12 protein-coding genes and 2 pseudogenes are annotated in these 18,445 nt (G+C 59.9%); 2 read left to right on the forward strand and 12 right to left on the reverse strand.

The window, feature by feature from the left end; translation table 11 throughout:
• Positions 1-12: 12 nt before the first annotated feature.
• Positions 13-1,279 (forward strand): annotated as a pseudogene (locus AC0L2P_RS03215) (DUF2254 domain-containing protein).
• 19 nt (positions 1,280-1,298) lie between these two features.
• On the opposite strand, the gene AC0L2P_RS03220 reads toward AC0L2P_RS03215, so the two are convergent.
• From AC0L2P_RS03220 to AC0L2P_RS03275, 12 genes and pseudogenes are all read right to left on the reverse strand, one after another.
• Positions 1,299-2,615 carry an amino acid permease gene (locus tag AC0L2P_RS03220; RefSeq protein WP_473499813.1) on the reverse strand — a complete coding sequence of 439 codons (1,317 nt, stop codon included), beginning with the start codon at positions 2,613-2,615 and terminating at the stop codon, positions 1,299-1,301.
• Between the two features lie 108 nt (positions 2,616-2,723).
• Positions 2,724-3,659: a carbamate kinase gene (arcC, locus tag AC0L2P_RS03225; protein WP_473499814.1), complete on the reverse strand. Its 936-nt coding sequence runs from the start codon at positions 3,657-3,659 to the stop codon at positions 2,724-2,726.
• 3 nt (positions 3,660-3,662) lie between these two features.
• On the reverse strand, positions 3,663-4,667 hold the full coding sequence (locus tag AC0L2P_RS03230; protein ID WP_473499815.1) for an ornithine carbamoyltransferase: 1,005 nt from the start codon (positions 4,665-4,667) through the stop codon (positions 3,663-3,665).
• 36 nt (positions 4,668-4,703) lie between these two features.
• The gene (locus AC0L2P_RS03235) at positions 4,704-5,930 is read right to left on the reverse strand and encodes an arginine deiminase (RefSeq protein WP_473499972.1); all 1,227 of its coding nucleotides are present in this window, start codon (positions 5,928-5,930) and stop codon (positions 4,704-4,706) included.
• Positions 5,931-6,327: 397 nt separating this feature from the next.
• Positions 6,328-7,252, reverse strand: a pseudogene (locus tag AC0L2P_RS03240) (cation diffusion facilitator family transporter).
• A 104-nt stretch (positions 7,253-7,356) separates the two neighbouring features.
• Positions 7,357-8,214 carry a TorF family putative porin gene (locus AC0L2P_RS03245; protein WP_473499816.1) on the reverse strand — a complete coding sequence of 286 codons (858 nt, stop codon included), beginning with the start codon at positions 8,212-8,214 and terminating at the stop codon, positions 7,357-7,359.
• A 128-nt stretch (positions 8,215-8,342) separates the two neighbouring features.
• The gene (locus AC0L2P_RS03250) at positions 8,343-8,957 is read right to left on the reverse strand and encodes a MarC family protein (protein WP_473499817.1); all 615 of its coding nucleotides are present in this window, start codon (positions 8,955-8,957) and stop codon (positions 8,343-8,345) included.
• A gap of 245 nt (positions 8,958-9,202) precedes the next feature.
• Complete coding sequence (locus AC0L2P_RS03255; protein ID WP_473499819.1) at positions 9,203-10,147, reverse strand: amino acid ABC transporter substrate-binding protein; 945 nt, start codon at positions 10,145-10,147, stop codon at positions 9,203-9,205.
• A 34-nt stretch (positions 10,148-10,181) separates the two neighbouring features.
• Positions 10,182-11,540 carry a putrescine-ornithine antiporter gene (gene potE / locus AC0L2P_RS03260; RefSeq protein WP_473499973.1) on the reverse strand — a complete coding sequence of 453 codons (1,359 nt, stop codon included), beginning with the start codon at positions 11,538-11,540 and terminating at the stop codon, positions 10,182-10,184.
• Between the two features lie 32 nt (positions 11,541-11,572).
• Positions 11,573-13,936: an ornithine decarboxylase gene (speC, locus tag AC0L2P_RS03265; RefSeq protein WP_473499821.1), complete on the reverse strand. Its 2,364-nt coding sequence runs from the start codon at positions 13,934-13,936 to the stop codon at positions 11,573-11,575.
• On the reverse strand, positions 13,923-16,193 hold the full coding sequence (locus tag AC0L2P_RS03270) for an Orn/Lys/Arg family decarboxylase (RefSeq protein WP_473499974.1): 2,271 nt from the start codon (positions 16,191-16,193) through the stop codon (positions 13,923-13,925). The genes speC and AC0L2P_RS03270 overlap by 14 nt, the downstream gene beginning before the upstream one ends.
• Before the next feature lie 256 nt (positions 16,194-16,449).
• The gene (locus AC0L2P_RS03275; RefSeq protein ID WP_473499823.1) at positions 16,450-17,112 is read right to left on the reverse strand and encodes a VIT1/CCC1 transporter family protein; all 663 of its coding nucleotides are present in this window, start codon (positions 17,110-17,112) and stop codon (positions 16,450-16,452) included.
• A gap of 382 nt (positions 17,113-17,494) precedes the next feature.
• Here AC0L2P_RS03275 and AC0L2P_RS03280 point away from each other — a divergent pair, with 382 nt between their 5' ends.
• Positions 17,495-18,385 carry a hypothetical protein gene (locus AC0L2P_RS03280; protein ID WP_473499824.1) on the forward strand — a complete coding sequence of 297 codons (891 nt, stop codon included), beginning with the start codon at positions 17,495-17,497 and terminating at the stop codon, positions 18,383-18,385.
• Positions 18,386-18,445 lie beyond the last annotated feature (60 nt).

Genomic DNA, 18,445 nt, shown 5'->3' on the forward strand with positions numbered 1-18,445 from the left:
GAGGGAACGCAGATGCAATGGAACCAGTGGTATAGCTTCAGGAGCTACATCAGATCCACGCTATGGATAGTTCCTTTTGTAGCGCTCTTGCTATACATAACAACCATCCAGACGCTTGATTTGATCAAGGAAAAATTTGTCTTGGTACAGTTGTGGCCGGGGGATCCGTCAGGTGCAGAAGCCGTTCTCCAGACTATTGTAACTCTTACTCTTACGTTCATAGTTTTTACGTTTGGATCGCTGCTTGTAGCTATTCAGGTGGCAAGCGGTCAATTGACACCTAGGATCATCGCTTCTGCGTGATAACGTTATCCGAATGACGGTCGGATTGTTCATCTTTACTCTCTTGTTTTCGGTCGGAGTATTAGGAAGAATTGCAGAGGAAGCGCGATATTTCTTGATAGGCATCGCCGGTGTTCTTGGATATTGCTCCATCATAGGCTTTCTCTATTTGATCGACCATGCTGCACGGTTGTTGCGGCCGGTCAGCATCGTCCAACGCATCGGCGATTTGGGAAGCGGCGTGATTGAAGACGTATATCCTGACCTATTCGACAGCCGGGATGTTCGCCACGAGACGCAACTGAACCTCGTGCCAGACCGCACGATATTCCATCGGGGCGGATCCGGAATCATCCTGGCGGTGAACCTGAAGGCCCTTGTTGGCGAGGCGCGGAGATCGGGCCTTGTCATCGAGCTGACCCAGCGTGTGGGCAGTTTCGTGGCATCGGATGAACCGCTTTTTCGGCTGTATGGCGATGCCGGAAAGATCGCCGAACGCCGGCTCGTTCGCAATGTTGCCTTTGGGCCCGAGCGCACCATCGAGCAAGATTCCGCCTTTGCATTTCGCATCATTGTCGACGTAGGGATCAAGGCATTGTCAAAGGCGATCAACGACCCGACAACCGCAGTGGTCGCCATCGACCAGTTGCATCGCTTGCTCCGAAAGGTCGGCGGCCGGCGCCTCCACGGCGATGAAGTCGTCGACGGTTCAGGGCAGTTGCGCCTGATCTTCCGGACCCCGGATTGGGACGATTTTGTGCAGCTGGCTGTCAGGGAAATACGCTATTACGGCGCGGAGAATTTCCAGGTGGCGCGCCGGCTGCGCGCGATGATCGAGAACCTTATCCAGACGCTGCCGAACGAGCGCAAACCCGCACTGCGTACCGAACTGAAACTATTGGACAGCGCTCTCAAATCGATCCACGTGCTGGCGGAAGATCTGGCCCTCGCTTCTTTGTCCGATGTCCAGGGTCTGGGCGCAGCATCTGGACCATGAACAGTGGCATGGCGAATGTCTAACTCTCAACAAGCCCCGCGCGCCGGCGTTGCCATACGAACACAGGAATTCCGAGCAGCAAAAGGACCAGTCCATAAAGGACCGGCTCAGCGCCGCAGCCGTAGAGCGTGAACATGGCAAAAACGAATGCCACAAGCTCGACGGCCGTGACGCGGGGGACGCGCGTCCCGCCGCTGACACGGGCCGAGACCAGGCTGCCTGCCAATGCGCAGAATGCGTAGGGGACCACTGCCGCCATCGTGCTCAGCCCGACGACCAGATTGTAGAACGCCGCGAACCCTCCCGAACCGATCGCCTGAACGAGGATGAGCAGCGTTGCCAGTGCGGCCGAGATGACGATTCCGATCGCCGGCACGTTTTGTTCCGATAAGCGGCTGAACATTGGCGGGAACAGTTTGTCGCGTGCCGCCGCCATTGGAACCTGACCCATCAGCAGGGTCCAGCCATTCAGAGCGCCGATCGACGACAGAATGACCGCCATCGAGATCGAGATCTGGCCGGCGCGTCCCCACATCATTTGAGCAGCGTCGGAGAAAGGAGCGAGCGAATGGACGAGTTGTTGTCGCGGCAGCACGCCCATCACAACGATCGTTCCAAGCACGTAGAGCGTGGCAGCAATCGTGATCCCAAGGACCGTCGACCGAGGTATCGTGCGCTCGGGATCGCGAACGTCGCCTGCCGGAACGGTTGCCGATTCGAGTCCAAGGAACGCGAACATCGTCAGCGGGGCGAGAGCGGCACTTGCCTGCAGTAACGGCACGCCGCTGGGGTTGAACTCACTGAAATGCGATGTGTCGATGAAGAACAGACCGACGAGCGCAACGGCACCGAACGGCACAAGCTTGGCGTATGTCGTCACCTCTGCCATCAGTCCCGCGGCCTTGACGCCTCGCAAATTGATGAGCACGACAGCCCAGATCGCGCCGACGGTCAGGACAATGACGATCGCCCGTACCCGCAGTATGGGGAGTAGGTCGACCACGGCACCGGCAAGAGCGACGGCGATCACTGGCAGAGAGGCCCAGATCGAGATCCAATAGCCCCACGCGATGAGAAAGCCAGGGAAGTCCCCGTAGGCCAGCCGCGTGTAGGCATAGGGTCCGCCGGTTGCCGGCGCCAGGCGCGCCAGCCTCGCGAATGTCAGGCCAAGACAGATCGCCCCGGCGCCCATCACGATCCAGATAAGAATGGCGAGGTTGCCATAGGGAGCGACGGCAGCGGGTGAAAGGTAGAAGCCCGACCCGACCATGTTTCCGACCACGATGGCTGTGCACGCTGCCATCCCGAGGCTCTTGCCCTTGTCAGGTGCTCGCACGTGATCTGCGACCGGGCTCGCGCGCCTGGCGGCTGGAGTTCGATTGCCGGTTTCCATCGCGCTTCCGTTTGTGCTGAGAGTGCTCGGAATCGTCGCGTTGCCGAATCGTCAGTGCCAGGTCAGACCTTCGAAGTCCTTTCCGATGATCGTTCCCTTCTCGCCGCGCACAATGGCTGCAATGTCGGCCAGCGCGCCGATGGCGGCTCTGTGTCCGGTACTTTCGGCGAAGCGGCAGGCAGCCTCTACCTTCGGTCCCATCGACCCGGCGGGAAACTTGTGCTCCAGAATGGCCCGCGGATTGGCTGTGTGGATGGCCTTCGGTTTGGGCGTACCCCAACCAACGAACACCGCGTCGGCGTCTGTCGCCATAACGAAGAGGTCAGCACCGAGCTCGCGGGCCAGCAGCTCCGAACACAGATCCTTATCGATGACTGCCTCGACACCGACAAGTTTGCGATCGGCGCCACGGTCATACATGGTCGGGATGCCGCCACCCCCCGCGCAGATCACTACTGTGCCTTGGTCCAAAAGCCATCTGATTGGCCGTATCTCAAATATCCGCTTCGGGAGAGGCGAGGGCACCACGCGGCGCCATTTCGCACCGTCCATTTTGAACGTCCACCCCTTGTCTGTCTTGATGCGCCGGGCTTCCGACTCGTCGTAGACGGGCCCCACGAACTTGGTCGGGTCCTTGAAGCCGGGATCGTCGCCGTCGACCTCGACCATTGTCAGCAGCGTGGCGAATGGCATCTCGAAGGGCAGGAGGTTACCGAGCTCCTGCTCGATCATGTAGCCGATCATCCCCTCCGTCTCTGCGCCGAGGACATCGAGCGGATAGATTTCATTGGCGTTGTAGGACGCGCCTTGCAAGGCGAGTAGCCCTACCTGCGGACCATTGCCGTGGCTGATCACAAGCTGATGCTCCGCCGCAACCGGTGCCATGGCTTCGGCGGCGACGCGGACGTTCCGACGCTGGACGTCCGCAGTCATTGGCTCGCCTCGTTTCAGCAACGCGTTGCCTCCGAGCGCAATGACGATCCGCATCGTTCAGTCTCCCAGGGTGGCGACCAACAGCGCCTTGATCGTGTGCATGCGGTTTTCAGCCTGCTCGAACGCAACGTTGCTTTCGGATTCGAAGACGTCGTCCGTGACTTCAAGCCCATCCGACATGCCGTAATTCTCAGCGATCTGCTTTCCCAGGACTGTTTCGGTATCGTGGAAGGCAGGCAAGCAGTGCATGAACTTGACCTGGGGATTGCCGCTCGCCTTCATCATGGCCCGGTTCACCTGGTAGGGCTTGAGCATCTTGATGCGCTCGGCCCACACTTCCTTGGGTTCGCCCATCGAGACCCAGACGTCGGTGTGAATGAAGTCGACGCCCTTTACCGCAGCGGCGATGTCGTCCGTGATGTTCAGGCGCGCACCGGATTTCTCGGCCAGTTCATTGGCGATTTTGGCGTATTCGTCGGAGGGCCAGAGCTGTTTCGGGCCGCAGATGCGAACATCCATGCCCATCAGGCAGCCGGCGATCATCAGAGAGTGCCCCATGTTGGACCTGGTGTCTCCCAGATAGGCATATTTGATATCGGGGATGGGCCGGTCGCTGTGTTCGCGCATCGTCATGACGTCCGCGAGCATCTGCGTGGGATGGTATTCGTCGGTCAGACCGTTGTAGACGGGAACTCCGGCATATTTTGCCAGCTGTTCCACGCCCTTCTGTGCCGAGCCTCGATATTCGATCGCATCGAACATGCGACCGAGCACGCGGGCGGTGTCCTTGAACGACTCCTTGTGACCGATCTGCGAGCCTGCTGGATCCAAATAGGTGACGTTGGCGCCCTGGTCATAGCAGGCAACTTCAAACGCACAGCGGGTGCGCGTCGACGTCTTCTCGAAGATCAGGCAGATTTCCTTGCCCTTGAGGTGCATTTGCTCGGTGCGTGCATACTTGGCCCGCTTCAGATCGCGGGCGAGATCGAGCACGTATTGAAACTCCCGCGTCGTATAGTCCTGCACCGTGAGGAGCGAGCGGTTGCGAAGATTGAAGCTCATTGGTTCTCTCCATTGGAGTCCGCGAAACCCGCCTCGCTAGGCGGCGTCACGCCACACCGGACACGTCATGCAATGTCCGCCTCCACGTCCCCGGCCGAGTTCTGCGCCGCGGATCGTGATGACCTCGACCCCGGCCTTTCTCAGGAGCGTGTTGGTGTGGACGTTGCGGTCGTAAGCGACGACCACGCCGGGCTCGAGGGCGACGACGTTGTTGCCGTCGTCCCATTGCTCGCGCTCGGCTTCAAAGGCGTTTCCGCCGGTGGCTACCGTCCGCAGCTTGCTCAACCCAAGGGCCTCCTGAACGACGGCCAGCAACGGCTTCTGATCCGGACGTACTTCGAAATGTCCGCCATCGTTGAGGGGGTAAATGCTGTAGCAGCGGATCTGGTTGACCACGTCCTCAAAGACAGTGACGAGATCGCGGTCGCAGAACGTGAACACGGTGTCGAGATGCATGGCCGCGCGGCTCTTGGGCATCAGGCATCCGATCACGCGACTCGCCGCCTTATTGCGAAAAAGCTCGAGGGCCACCTGGCCCACGGCCTCATGCGTCGTGCGTTCGCCCAGCCCAATGAGTACGACGCCGTTGCCAACCGGCATAACGTCCCCACCTTCGATCGACGCCGCTGCGAATGGCTCATCAGTGTCGCCCCACCAGATTTTGAAGTCGGCATCCCTAAACGACGGATGAAATTTGTAGATCGCCCTCTGCAGTAACGTTTCCGGTTTGCGGGCAGGCCAATACATCGCGTTACATGTCACCCCGCCGTATAACCAGCATGACGGGTCGCGCTGAAACAGGGTGTTGGGTATTGGCGGCAGGATAAATTCTACACCGCCGAAGGCCTCTTCCATCATGCCCTTCCCAATACTGTCGGGCAAGTCGGAGATGGTTATTCCGCCGATCAGATGATCCGCCAGCTTTGTCGGCTGCAATTCGTCGAGCCAGGGGCGAATGAAGGCGGCATTCTGAAAGCCGACCGAATTCGGTGTAATCAGGCGGTCGAGCAGGAAACGCCGGCCCTTGGGCTGTTCAACGGTTTCGGCGAGGAGCTCGTGCAGTTCCAGCACCTCGACACCGCGCTGCTGCATCTTGAGCACGAAGTCGTGGTGATCCTTCTGTGCTTCGTGTACCCACATCACATCATCGAAGAGGAGTTGGTGGCAGTTGCCGGGGGTCAGTCGCTGATGGGCAAGGGAAGGTTTGCAGACCAATACGGTCCTCAGTTTCCCGACCTCCGAGTGCACGCCGACCTGTCTCATCTTTTCCCGCTCTCTCACGCGCACCAGAAACGGCGCCGACCCACGTGGCGTCGAAGGCCGTTCGACAGTCTGCTTGCGGATATTCTCGACACCAAAGAGGTGTTCTGGCAAAGCCGCCCGCCGAGGCGGCGATCGCATCCTGCAATACATTGATCATCGCGGAGCTGGCGCCGATCAAGGATCAAGGGGTAAGTTACCGTAGCGTTCAGACGTCGTCGCGGCTTGAGCGATCTTTGACCTTCTCCAGCTTCGAAGCGGTTTGCAGCTTCACGGCCTGGGCCTTGGTGCATTGGAGTAGATCGCGAGCTCTGATCGCTCTTACAAGAGCGGCAATTGCGGCCTCAAAGCCAGCATCGACAGTTGGGCCAGGTCTCAGTAGGACCCCACCGGTCGGCGACTATTCGGCCCAGCGAATATCCGCCGTGAAGGCAACGACCAGCCAGCGATTGTGGCTCTCACCCCCGACAGCCGCGCCCACATCGTCGCGTATGCGGTCCCATTCCATGATGCCGGTCGCAGGAAAGTCTTTCGGCACGATGAAATACAACTCCACCCGTATCGCCCGGCCAACTTTCGCGACATACGCACGGTGGGAAAGGTATCCATGCTTTCGTACAGCCTCGCTGGCCATCCGGTCGACGTGGGCTTTCAGATCGGGCGGAGCGATAAGCAGGATGTCGGACAGGGCCCGCTGCACGGTGCCGACGGGTATGGGAATAATAACAAGGCACACCAGCGCCAGAACGACCGGGTCCACATAACGCAGATGAAATCGAAGCGCGTCCCCGCCACTGTCTGGCCTATGATGAACGCAACGAGCAGGGCCGAGCTTATGCCGCCCGACATGATCCATGACTTCACGTCGAGAGCTATGAAATCCGATTTCAGGCTTCGGTTCGCTCGTGCTCCGATCAGAGCCATGGTTGCACAGGAGGCGAGTGTGAAGAGGGGTAGAGGATGGCAAGGTCGAACCGGAGTTCATGCCCTCCGTTCAGGACGCTGGTCGCGGCATTGATCAGCGCGTAGACTGCAACAGCGATCAGCAGCGTCCCGTTCAGCCCGAGGACGATAGGTTCCAGATGCCAAAACCCCAAGGTGAATCGGCTAACAAGCGCGCCGGATAAGCCGTTGCCCTGTCCCGATCTCAGGATCAGATTTGAAACCCACAGGGCCAGCATTGTCATACCGGCATCGATCAGCGAATAGGCACCATCAAAGGCGATCGAGAACGAACCCGACAGCAGGCCGAAGGCAATGCCCAGCGTCGCTACGAGCACCGTCGCGACGATCGAGGCGCGGAGGAAGCTTTGTTCGCTGCGCATTGTTCCGTCTCCGCGCGCGTCCAATCCGCCAGTCTGCGCGATTCGCCGCCCGCCAGAGTATCGGTGTCACCCTGCGGAGACCGCGAGCAGCCCATTTCAAGCGATCACTTTCCGGACATCCAATCCTTCAGTTCCGACCAGCTCGTATCGATAGAAAGAGTAGCGACGACACGTGAATCGCAACCGTCCGCGAATCCGCTGCGGACGACGCACCCCTCATCGGAGAGATCCGTGCCCCAGTAGCGGACGTCGACCGTCACTGCTTTCCAACTGTATGAGATGCCGGCAGTCCAGGCGAGTTGTTCGAACGCATCCGGGTCATCGATGAACTGGTAGCCCAATCCGGCGTACACGGAGAAATCGTGCGGCAGGGGCACTCTCACGCCACCGGCAACCCAGGTTGCCGTATTTCCGCTCTGATTGAAGTCGGGCGCAAAGTATATTCGGCCGCCGAAGGTAACAACGTCATTGTAATTATAATCTGCCTTTGCGAAGATCTCCCCGTAGTCAGGGCTCACGTGTTCAGGCGTGTAGAGATAGTGGACGTAGCCCACGTCGAGTGAAACCGGCCCGAATTGCGGCCGGAGGCCAGCGGCGAGGTCGATCTCGGCACCTGAGAAGCCTTCTCCATAGTCGACGTTTGAGGACCATACGTTGATATAGGCTGTGCCAATATCAGGGATCTCGACGCTGGGCTCGATATAGCCCTGGATGGCCGGTTCGCTATTCGAATTGGTTATGCCGCGCGAGACATAGTCGTTCGTGAATGAGACGCCGAACGCGACGTCGAAGGGCACTCCCGGCGTCGCAGCGAGAGGCAGAACCGGCGGTGCTGCGTCGGCCGCGTCTCGCTCCCCGGCCTCGGCGCTTGCCACAATCAGGGACAGCAATGTTACAACCATTGCTTGTATTGATACTTTCCAAGTGCTGATGCGCAGAAAGTCACGAGCCGATTTTATCATTTTTTTATCCCTTGCAAGAATGATTATCGTTGCGCGTTTTTGATATTACACCTGGCGGTACTTGCGGAAAATCACGTTTTTTCCACGCAGGTTTTTCGCGGTTCGGCGTGTCATAATTGCATCACGGATCACGGCTGTGCCTGGCTCGTACATCCGACAAGAACGCCGATCATGCATAGGCTGTGCAGAATTACTTGTAGGCCGAGAGCGATCTGGGTGACGCCGAGCACGACGGCGAACACCTGTAGCGCCGTGCCGATTCGTCGGAGGATCGTCTCGGCAAACAGCATCGCCACCCAATCAAGGGCCAATATGAGCAACACCATGCCGGCCATAGTGAGCTCCGCGCCCTCCCGGTCTGCAGCAAGGGTTGCGAAGACAATCACGGCGGCGATCCCATAAGGCGTGACGATCGTCGGGAATGCGAGCGGCGCGAAGGCTGATTTCAGGTTTAGCGGCTGGGCAGCGAGACTCGCGGAAGCGGATGCACCAGCCGATTGCTGAAGCACGGTTCGCAGAGCCACGAGGAACAGAACCACGCCGCCCGTCAGCGCGAGCACAGGCAATGAGATTTCGAAGTTTTCGAGCATGCTGCGGCCAAGCACGCCGGCAAGTGCGAGCGCTGCGCCGGAGAACAAAATGGCCCTCCTCGCCAAGGTTCGACGAAACGCGCGATCGGCGCCATGTGTGATTTCGACAAACGGAACGAGAATCTTGATCGGGCCGATCATCAGGAACAGCATGAGGAATATCTTGCGGGCGCCGAAATCGGACGCGGTGGTCATCGGAACGTCAAGCATTTGCGCGTGCGCGGGCACGGCCGCCAGCGCAGCAAGTGCCAGCGCGTATGAAAGGAATGTCGGAAGGTGGCTGGGGCAAGGACCGGAAAATGCTTCGCGCTCGCCATGCCGCCACGATTGCCGCTTTTTGGCGAACGTCGGCTCTGACCCAGATGGGCCAGCGCTTCCACCGGGCGCAAGGGCGTAGATCACTCAGGCATCGCGCTCTGTCGAAAGAAAGCCAATATGGCATCGTCCGGCGCCCCGAACCATTTGGAATAGACATCGGGGAAGTCATCGGACTTGAAAGCCCGGCTCAAAGCCCGATCGACAACGAGCCGGAAATCATCGTCGTTCCTGCCCAGCGTCAGGGCGACCGGCTCGTATGTGAAGAGCTTGTCAAGCACGACAAGATCTGCGGCCGATGCGCTTTCCGCAGCGGCTTCCAAAAGGATCGGCCGGTCCCCAAAGAAGACGTCGGAGTTCCGGTCGAGGACCTGCGTGATGCCGTCGTCATAGCTTGCTACTCGATCGACGTTGGCGGTGAGCTGGAAGTCCTTCAAACGGCCCGACAACCAGGTTTCGCCGGTCGTACCGCTGACCACGGAGAAGGTCTTGTCTTCGAGGATTCGAGCTGGAGAGGCGCGCCAGATAGGCCCCGAAGCCGGTCGCCCGGCAAGAACGTCGCGCAGCGGCGCTGGGGCATCTGCTCTCAGGACAGCCGCAATCCCGCTTGGAAAGATCGGAAGCGAAAACGACACCTCCTTGCGCCTTTCCAGCGTCGCGCTGTCGGCCGCGCACATCAAGTCGATCTTGCGCTGCGCGATCGCCTGGAAACGTTGGTCCAAAGTGACCGGAACCCATTCGAGCGCGAGGGCCGGAAGCCTAAGCTCCCTCTTCACCTCTGCCGCCACCTGCTCGCACAGGGCGATAGAGTAGCCGATCGCCTTGCCCGAGGCGTCCTGGTAGGAGAACGGCCGTGCGTCGACCCGGAAGCCGATCATGAGCTTGCCCGTCTCGCGGACGCGATCCAAGGTTGCCGCGGCGGCTGGAAACACGGGAAGAAGCGACAGCCCTGCCGAGAACAGGAGCGCCAAGCCGGCCTGGATGACTGTTCGCCGGCCGGCACAACCTTTCGACCTTTCGTGTTCCATGCTTCATCTCCTATTGACAGGACGACGACCCGGGTCAGGCTGCCTTGGCCAGCTCGGGAGTCTGTTCCGGGATCACGAGGGGTTTTGCGGCGAAACGCGGAGCGATGAAGCCCCACACCACGAAGGCAAGCGCGGTGGCCAGCATGCCGCCCATGACCGCTCCGAAGCCGGACGCGTAAAGCGCGTAGGTGCTGTAGAGCATGGCCACCAGGGTCACTGCCACATTCAGCCGGAACTTTTGGCGGGCGACGCCAGCCGCCTTCATCATCACCACCAACGCAGACAGAGAGATGATGTAGGGCAGGACGTTGGTCACGACCGCCAGATTGACCAGGGCAGCGAATTGCTCGCTAAGGGTCGGCGACATGGTGGACAACGCGAGCAGGGACTGGACCACGCCAAGTACGATCATCCCTGTGACCGGTGCGCCGAGCCGGTTCATCTTGCTGAAGAAGGACGGGAACATGCGCTCGTCGGCCGCCGCCTTGCCGGTCTGGGCTATCGTGAATTGCCATCCGAGGAGTGAGCCGAGGCAGGCCATGACTGCCAGCACCATGATGATCGATCCGATGGTCGGATTGAACATCTGCGCGTAGGCGAGGCCGAACGGGCCGGTCGACTTGGCCAGATCCGCATTCGGGACGATTCCCTGGATGACCGTAGTCGACAAGATGTAGATGACGCCGGCACCAAGCGTACCGAACATGCAGGCCAGTGGCACGTCCCGTTTCGGGTTCTCGACGGCAGCGGAGTTCTGCGCAGCCGACTCCATGCCAAGGAATGCCCACAGCGTCAGCGAGATGCTCGACCCCATGCCCTGCGCGAGGCTCAGCCCGCCCGGATTCCATGCGGCTGCAAATACGCTCGGACTGAACCAGAACCAGCCGATGATGGAAAGCAATCCAACGGGTATGATGACACCCCATACGGTGATCGATCCGATGCGCCCCGTGATGCTCGGGCCGCCGAAGTTTGCAACCGTCGTCAGCCAGAGAAGCGCTATCACTCCGATGCAGGTCGTCACGGGAGTGGAGGACAGCCATGGGAAAAAGGTCGCAAGATACCCAACCGCCGAGATGCCGATCGCGACATTTCCGATGGCGAGTGAGAGGAAGTAGAGAATGAAGACGAGGAAGTAGCCTGACTTGCCGTAGGCGTCTTCGGCATAGGCTGACATGCCGCCGGGACGCTGGTTGAAAAGACCGGCCTGCGCGAAGCCGTACGCAATCGCCATGGAGCCGAGCGCCGTCACGAACCACGACAGCAAGGAAATCGCGCCGACCTGCGCCATGTTGGTCGGTAACATGATTATTCCGGAGCCCATCATGTTGACCGCAACGATGAAGGTCAGCTGCATCAGGCTCATGCGTTTTGGCTGGCTCTCTTGCGGCATTTGCTGCTCCTTCGCGGCCTTGTCTGCGACCTTCACTGGCGAACGACGTAGGTATGGAACTTGATGCGACCGTTCACGCGCTCCTGGAAAACGCCCTGGACCTCGTAGTTGAATCCCGGGAAGCGGTTGAACGACTCCTGAAATGCAAGGAAGTAGTCGAGCATCGGACGCGCCCTATCGTCCCAACGTTCGCCGGGCACCACGACGCCGATGCCCGGCGGATAGATCAGCGCGAGCGTGGCGGATACGCGATCCTTGATGGCGTCGAGCGGAACGTAGTCGACATTGTTCGCGACGAGCGCCTCGTAGGCCTCCTCGGAAGGCATCGCGAGTTCGGGAAAACTGGACGCCCTAAAGCATTGGCGCTGCAGCTCCTTGACGTTTGCCTTGCGGTAAAAGTCATGCATCTCGTTGCATATCTTGCGAATCGTATAGCCGGCGTAACGACCGCCGTTGGCCGCGCAGACGGTCGGCAGAACCTCGGGCAACGGCGCATCGCGATCCCACAGGTTCTTGAATCTGACCAGCTTGGCGATCAGCGTGTTGAGCTTGCTCTCGTCCTCCGCCGGCGTCATCAGGAAAAGCACGCTGTTCAGGTCGCACTTCTCCGGGACAATCCGCTGCTCGCGCAGATAGTTGGCGACCACGGTCGCCGGCACACCGAAGTCCCGGTATCCGCCTGTCGCGCGATCGATCCCTGGCGTGAGCAGCGCCAGCTTGTTGGGATCGACCATCGCGTAGCCGTCGGCGTAGCCCGAGTACCCGTGCCAGGTAGCCTCCGGATGGAAGTTCCAGCACTGCTGTTCCCGTTTGAGCACGTCGGTGGGAAGGCTCTCCCAGGGTACGTCGGTGACATCCGTGGTTGTCGCGGAATCGCGGATCGTCACCTTGTCGGGCACGAACGGGTCGAAGAACCACTTCTCCTCGTCGCCCTCGCCGTTCTCCTCGTAGAATAGGCAGAACTCGCGCAGCTTCTTTCGGCATTCTATGCCGAGCGCGATGCAGCGATCCCACAGCATCTCGCCCGCCCTGCCTTCATGTATCTTGGCGTTTACCTCGAGCGAGGCGAACAGCGGATAGAACGGCGAGGTCGACGCGTTCATCAGGAAGGATTCGTTGAACCGCTTGTGCTCGACGAACCGGCGCTGGCCACTAATATGCTCGTCGCGCTTGTGGATTTGCGACGCTTGCGAAAAGCCAGCCCCCTGCTTGTGGACGGATTGGGTCGAAAACAGGCCGGCCATTTGCGGCCCAAGGTTCTCGATCCGCATCGGGCTGTGGTCTTCGAAGAGTGGGTGGAAGGCGTTGTAGCCGATCCAGGCTTCGTCCCACAGGATGTAGTCGCAGAGGTGACCGATCTGCTCCAGAACCTTGCGGACGTTCAAGACGGTGCCATCATAGGTGGCGAGCTGGATGCAGGCGAGCCGGAACGGGCGCTCTGCCTTGTGCCGGCCAGGGTCCTTCACCAGCGGGTTGTCGCGGATTTGCTTGCGGAGATACTTCTCGTCCCAGGCGTTCCAGTCGACAGCGCCGATCATGCCGAAGGAATTGCGTGCCGTGGGCAGGAAGATGGGGATCGCACCGGCCTGCACCAGCGCGCCCTGGTGCAGCGATTTGTGATTGTTGCGGTCGAACAGCACCAGATCGCCGCGCTTAAGCACGGCGTTCGCCACGATCTTGTTGGAGGTGCTCGTCCCGTTCAGCACGAAGTAGGTCTTGTCCGCACCGAACACTCGCGCGGCATAGCGCTGCGCCTCCACGGCCGGGCCTTCGTGGATAAGGAGATCGCCGAGATCGACATCGGCGTTGCACAGGTCGTTGCGAAAGACGTTCTCGCCGAAATGCTTGAAGAACAGCTGGCCGGCGGGAGACTTCCGATAGAATTGGCCGCCCTGATGCCCGGGGCAATCGAAGGCGATGTTTGCCTCGCCGTCATACGCCATCAGCCCGCCGAAGAACGGTGGCAGCAGCGTCTTTCCGTACATTAGCAGGCTGGCGACGACCTGCTTGGCATAGAAGGCAGGAGTCTGCTGTCCGAGGTAGATATAACCGTCGACCTCGCCCGTCTGGGCGAGCACCGCCATGTCCGCGAGCTGGTGGGAATCGGCCAGCGCCCACAACGGCGTGCGGAACCCGATCGCGCGCACCGCGCGGGCCAGGTTGCGTGCCCCCTCCAGGCCGCCAGCGTCAACCGAAGCGATATAGGCGCCGACCGATGCATCCTCCGAGACGTCGCGGTCGGGACTGTCGGCGATCTCGATCTCATAGCCGTCGGCCGCGATCTGCTCGAGCAAGGTCTTGGTCAGCGCGTTGCTGTCGTCGACGATCGCGACGATCTTCAGCAGCTTGTGGAACGGGATCGCCCTGGTCGGCGACCTGACGTCACGCGGGATCATCGCCAACTCCGCTCGCCACGCAGTCGATCAGGTAGCGTCTTCCATCTGAGGTCGGCTCGAACCGCAGTCCATGAATATCCGTTTCAAACCCGGGAAACTTCTTGTCGAAGTCACGAGCGTAGAGAAGATATTCGTGGATCGACTTGGTGGCCTCGGTGACACGTTCACCGGGCATGATGAGCGGGATGCCGGGTGGGTAGGGCACAACCATCACGCCGAGGATACGTCCCATCAGGTCGTCGATCTCGACGCTGTCAATGCGGCCGCGCACGAGGTTTTCGTAAGCGTCGCGGGGCAGCATCGCCATCTCGGGCAACGTGGTATACATCTGCCGCTGCGCCTTTGGCAGATTATCCTCACGATAGACCTTGTGCATCCCCTCGCACAAGTCCTTGAGGCCCATTGCCGTGTAGGCTTCCGCATGCGCATCGACGAGAGCCGGTAGGACACCCTTCAGAGGTGCGTTGGCGTCGTACAGCTCTTTGAAATTGAGCAGCTCTGTAACCAGCGTGCTCCACTTGCCCTTTGTAATGCCCATCGAGAACAGGACGAGGAAAGAATAGAGTCCCGTCTTTTCGATTTCGATGCGGCGCGCCGATAGGAACTTCACCACCACAGCAGCAGGAATGCCGTGTTCGTGCATATCACCGTTCGGCGACAGGCCGGGGCTGAGGATCGTAACCTTGATGGGATCCACCAATACATGGTTCTCAGCCAGGCCCTCGAAGCCGTGCCAGCGATCGCCCGGCTTCAACACCCATTCCGATCTAGTCTCGATGGGCCGATCGGCAATGGTGTCAGGCTGCCAGACGTCGAACCACCAGGAACCCTGAACCTGCTTCTTGACGGCCGATATCGCACGTCGGAAACTGAGCGCCTCCTCGATGGTTTCCTGTATGAGAGCGCGGCCAGCCGGCTGTTCCATCATCGCCGCCGCGACGTCGCACGATGCGATGATGCCGTATTGGGGCGATGTCGAGGTGTGCATCATGAAGGCGTCGTTGAAGCGTGCCATGTCCAGCCGCCTGTTCTCGCCGTGCTGCACATGGATCATCGACGCCTGTGACCATGCCGCGAGCAGCTTGTGCGTCGAGTGGGTCGCGAAGGTGATTGCGTTGGCCGACCGCGCGCGGCTTGACGACGAGATACCGTGATAGCCGTCGTAGAACTCGTGGAAGTTAGCATAGGCATACCAGGCTTCGTCGAAATGAAGCACTTCGACAGAATCGCCGAGCGTCTCCTTTATCGCATCAATGTTGTAGCAGAGACCGTCATACGTCGAATTGGTTATGACCATCAGGCGGACCTTGCCGTCGGTCTTCTTGGCGAATTTGCTTGCTGCGATCTTCTTCTTGATCGACTGGGGCGTGAACTGTTCCCTGGATATCGGACCGATGATCCCCAAGCCATTTCGGGAGGGCAAGAGATAGATCGGCGTAGCCCCGGTCATGATCAGGGAGTGCAGGATCGACTTGTGACAGTTGCGATCGCACAGAACGAGGTCGTCACGGCTGACGGTCCCGTGCCATACGATCTTGTTGGAGGTGGATGTGCCGCCCACTACGAAGAGCGTCTCATCGGCTCCGAAGATTCGGGCGGCGTTGCGCTCGCCTTCCGCGATGGGACCCGTATGGTCCAGCAGGGATCCAAGCTTGCCCACCGACACCGAGATATCGGACCGCAAGGTGTTCTCGCCGAAGAATTCGTAGAACTGCTGGCCCACCGGGCTCTTGCGAAAAGCGACGCCGCCGCCGTGGCCGGGTGTATGCCAGGAATAGCTCGCATGAAACGTGTATTCCATGAGCGCCTTGAACATCGGCGGGGCAAGACGCTCCAGGTAAAGCTGGGCTGCGCGCACGATGGCGCGTGCCATGAATTCGGGTGAGTCTTCGAATAACCGCATGAAGGCATTCGCGTGCTTGAGCACGCTGATGGGAATCATCTCGGCGGTGAGTTCGTCGCCGAAGAGGAAGATCGGCAGCCGATCGTTGCGCTTGCGCTTGGCGGCCAGCACCTCCTCGAGCACCTGCCATCGGGTTTCGGCGTCTTCGGAACCGTCGACCGAGATCAGCCAGCAGGATTCGTTGTTGAAGATTTTGACGAGGCGCCGCGCGTCCTCGTAGGTGACGCCGGCGACGACACGGAAGCCCAGCTTTTCGATCGCGGCAGCGAGTTGCTGCATGCCGCGACCTGCAGCATTCTTGCCCTCATAGTCCTCGTCGATGATGGCAATTGGGAACGCTTGAACCGATTGCATTGACAGCTTCCGTTTGCCCCACAGGACAGAACACTTCCGCAGCCGCACGGCGGCGAAGAGGCGCTCCTTGCAAATTCGCTTCAAATCATTGTCGCCTGCAGGACGCCGAACAAGGCGGCGAAGTGTAAGTTACCGTAGTGCTCGGACTGCCGCGTATCTCGGGTGGGCTGCCCGATCGTATTGGTGCGGGCGATCTTGCGCGGGAGTTCGGCAGGGCGACCAAGGTCGATCGTTCGCGCACGTCGTCGCTCGTCGCTCAACCGCCGAGCGCGATCGTCAGGGCAACCAGGAAAGCACCGAGCAGAACCATCGAGCCAGCCATTATCCCCGGCCGGTATCCTGCGGCACGCCCGAAGGCATAGCCGGTGACAAACATCATCGCGACGGCGATTGCGTTGGATATCCGTAGCGCCACCCCGGCATTGTCCAGGATCACAAACGGCAACACGACAGGGATGGTGGACACGAATACCAGCAGGAACACAGCCACTGCCCCAAGCCAATCCTCTCTTTCGAGCCCAACCCGTTCGGCCTTATCGGGCAAGCGCGACAGCCCGAGGCGTATTCGGTCGAGATCGCCAGTGGTCAGGATGGTCGCCACGGGTGAGGGCAGGGCGCGAGCAACGATGTCTCCGGCTTGCTCGGCCGTCTCGGCCCGCCGGACCGCCTCGAGCATACGGCGATCCGATGCCCGCTCCGCAAGGCTGCTCATAAGGTACATGATGGCGTCGATGAGGCCCCAGGCCAGGTTGCAGCCGATGGCCCCGATCAGCATTGCCCGAACTTCAGCCTGACCGGACTCTGCCGCGCTCAGCGATCCCGTAAACGTAAGCACCATGATAAGGCCGAACAGCACTTCGGATATGCGCTCGATCGGCTCGAGCACCCTCACAGAGGACGTCTTGTGTGTTGCGCTCATCAGTTGTGCCCATGATTGCGAACGCGCTAGCACTTCCCCCGATGGTCGACGTCACGACTGCACCGACGCGACACAGAACCGCCGCTCAGAGGAGAGCTGCGGTCGACCCAAGTGTCGGCGCTCTGCCCAGTGCTCCAAAACAACCGAGCCGGCGCCCAATGGATATACTTGCCCGCAAATGTGTAACGTAAGTTACTGTAGCAAAAGCAGACGCATCTTGCGCCCAAGCCGGCCGGAAGATAGCGGTGCTCAGAAGTATCTTAGAGTGCCAATCGTCGGCCTCTGACTCCGAACTCGACGCATCGATGGTGCGCGGCAGGTTGGCGCCACCGGTTCCGCACGCGTTCGCACAATGTCGGCCTCGCCGGAAAGAGTGAGCCCCATGGCTATTCTCAGGGACCCTGTGATTCAAGGTGTCGTGCGGATCACCAGCGATGCGCCGGGACCGCATGTGATCATGTTCTGCGGCATCCATGGGGACGAGGTGAGCGGCATCCACGCCATCGAAAAGGTGCTGTTCGACTTCTTTGGAGGCAAGCGCGTGCTGCTACGGGGTTCTCTGACGCTGGCCCGTGCGAACGAGCAAGCGATCGCGGCGGAGCGCCGATACGTCAAGCACAACATGAACCGGATGTTTCGTGAAGACTATGGATCCGAAATAGACAACGATTCGTACGAATTTCGTCGGACCCAAGAGCTGAAGTCGGTTCTCGAAAGCTGTGACTATTTCATGGACTTTCATTCCGCGCCAATCGCCGACGTGCCATTCTTGGTCGCGGAAGAAAAGGCTGTGGAGTTCTACAGCAAGCTGGGAATATCGCGCATCATGACAGGGTGGAGCAAGTTTTCGTCAGGTGCTATCGGCGGGGACACAGAGAACTATGCCAACGCCCGGGGCGCTCTGTCGGCGACGCTGGAGTCGGGAAGTCATTTTGACAAGGCGTCGAACGATGTCGCCTATGCAGCCGCGATTTCACTCGTGTCGCTCTTGGGAATGATCGAGAGTGATGAAAAGCCGGCGACGGCTCGAGCTGACGTGTTTGAAATGCACTCGGTCGTGACCAAGGAGTTCGATGACTTTCGCTATGCGGGTGAACCGGGAAATTTCCAGTTCGTGAGAAAGGGGGAGCCCTTCGCCTACCAGGATGGCCAGCCGATGATTGTGCCCGAGGACAGCTACCTGCTCATCCCCATGAAGCCGAGTGAAACCAGGCTCCATGAAGAGGTCTGTTATCTCGGTCGCAAGGTTCGGCCTCCGTTATCGGAGGCCTGAAGGGCCGGGCCTGGCTGACCCACGAAAGTCTGTCGGTTCTTTCGGCCGGAAAGCTGAAAT

This window comes from Mesorhizobium sp. WSM4836, from assembly GCF_055811815.1.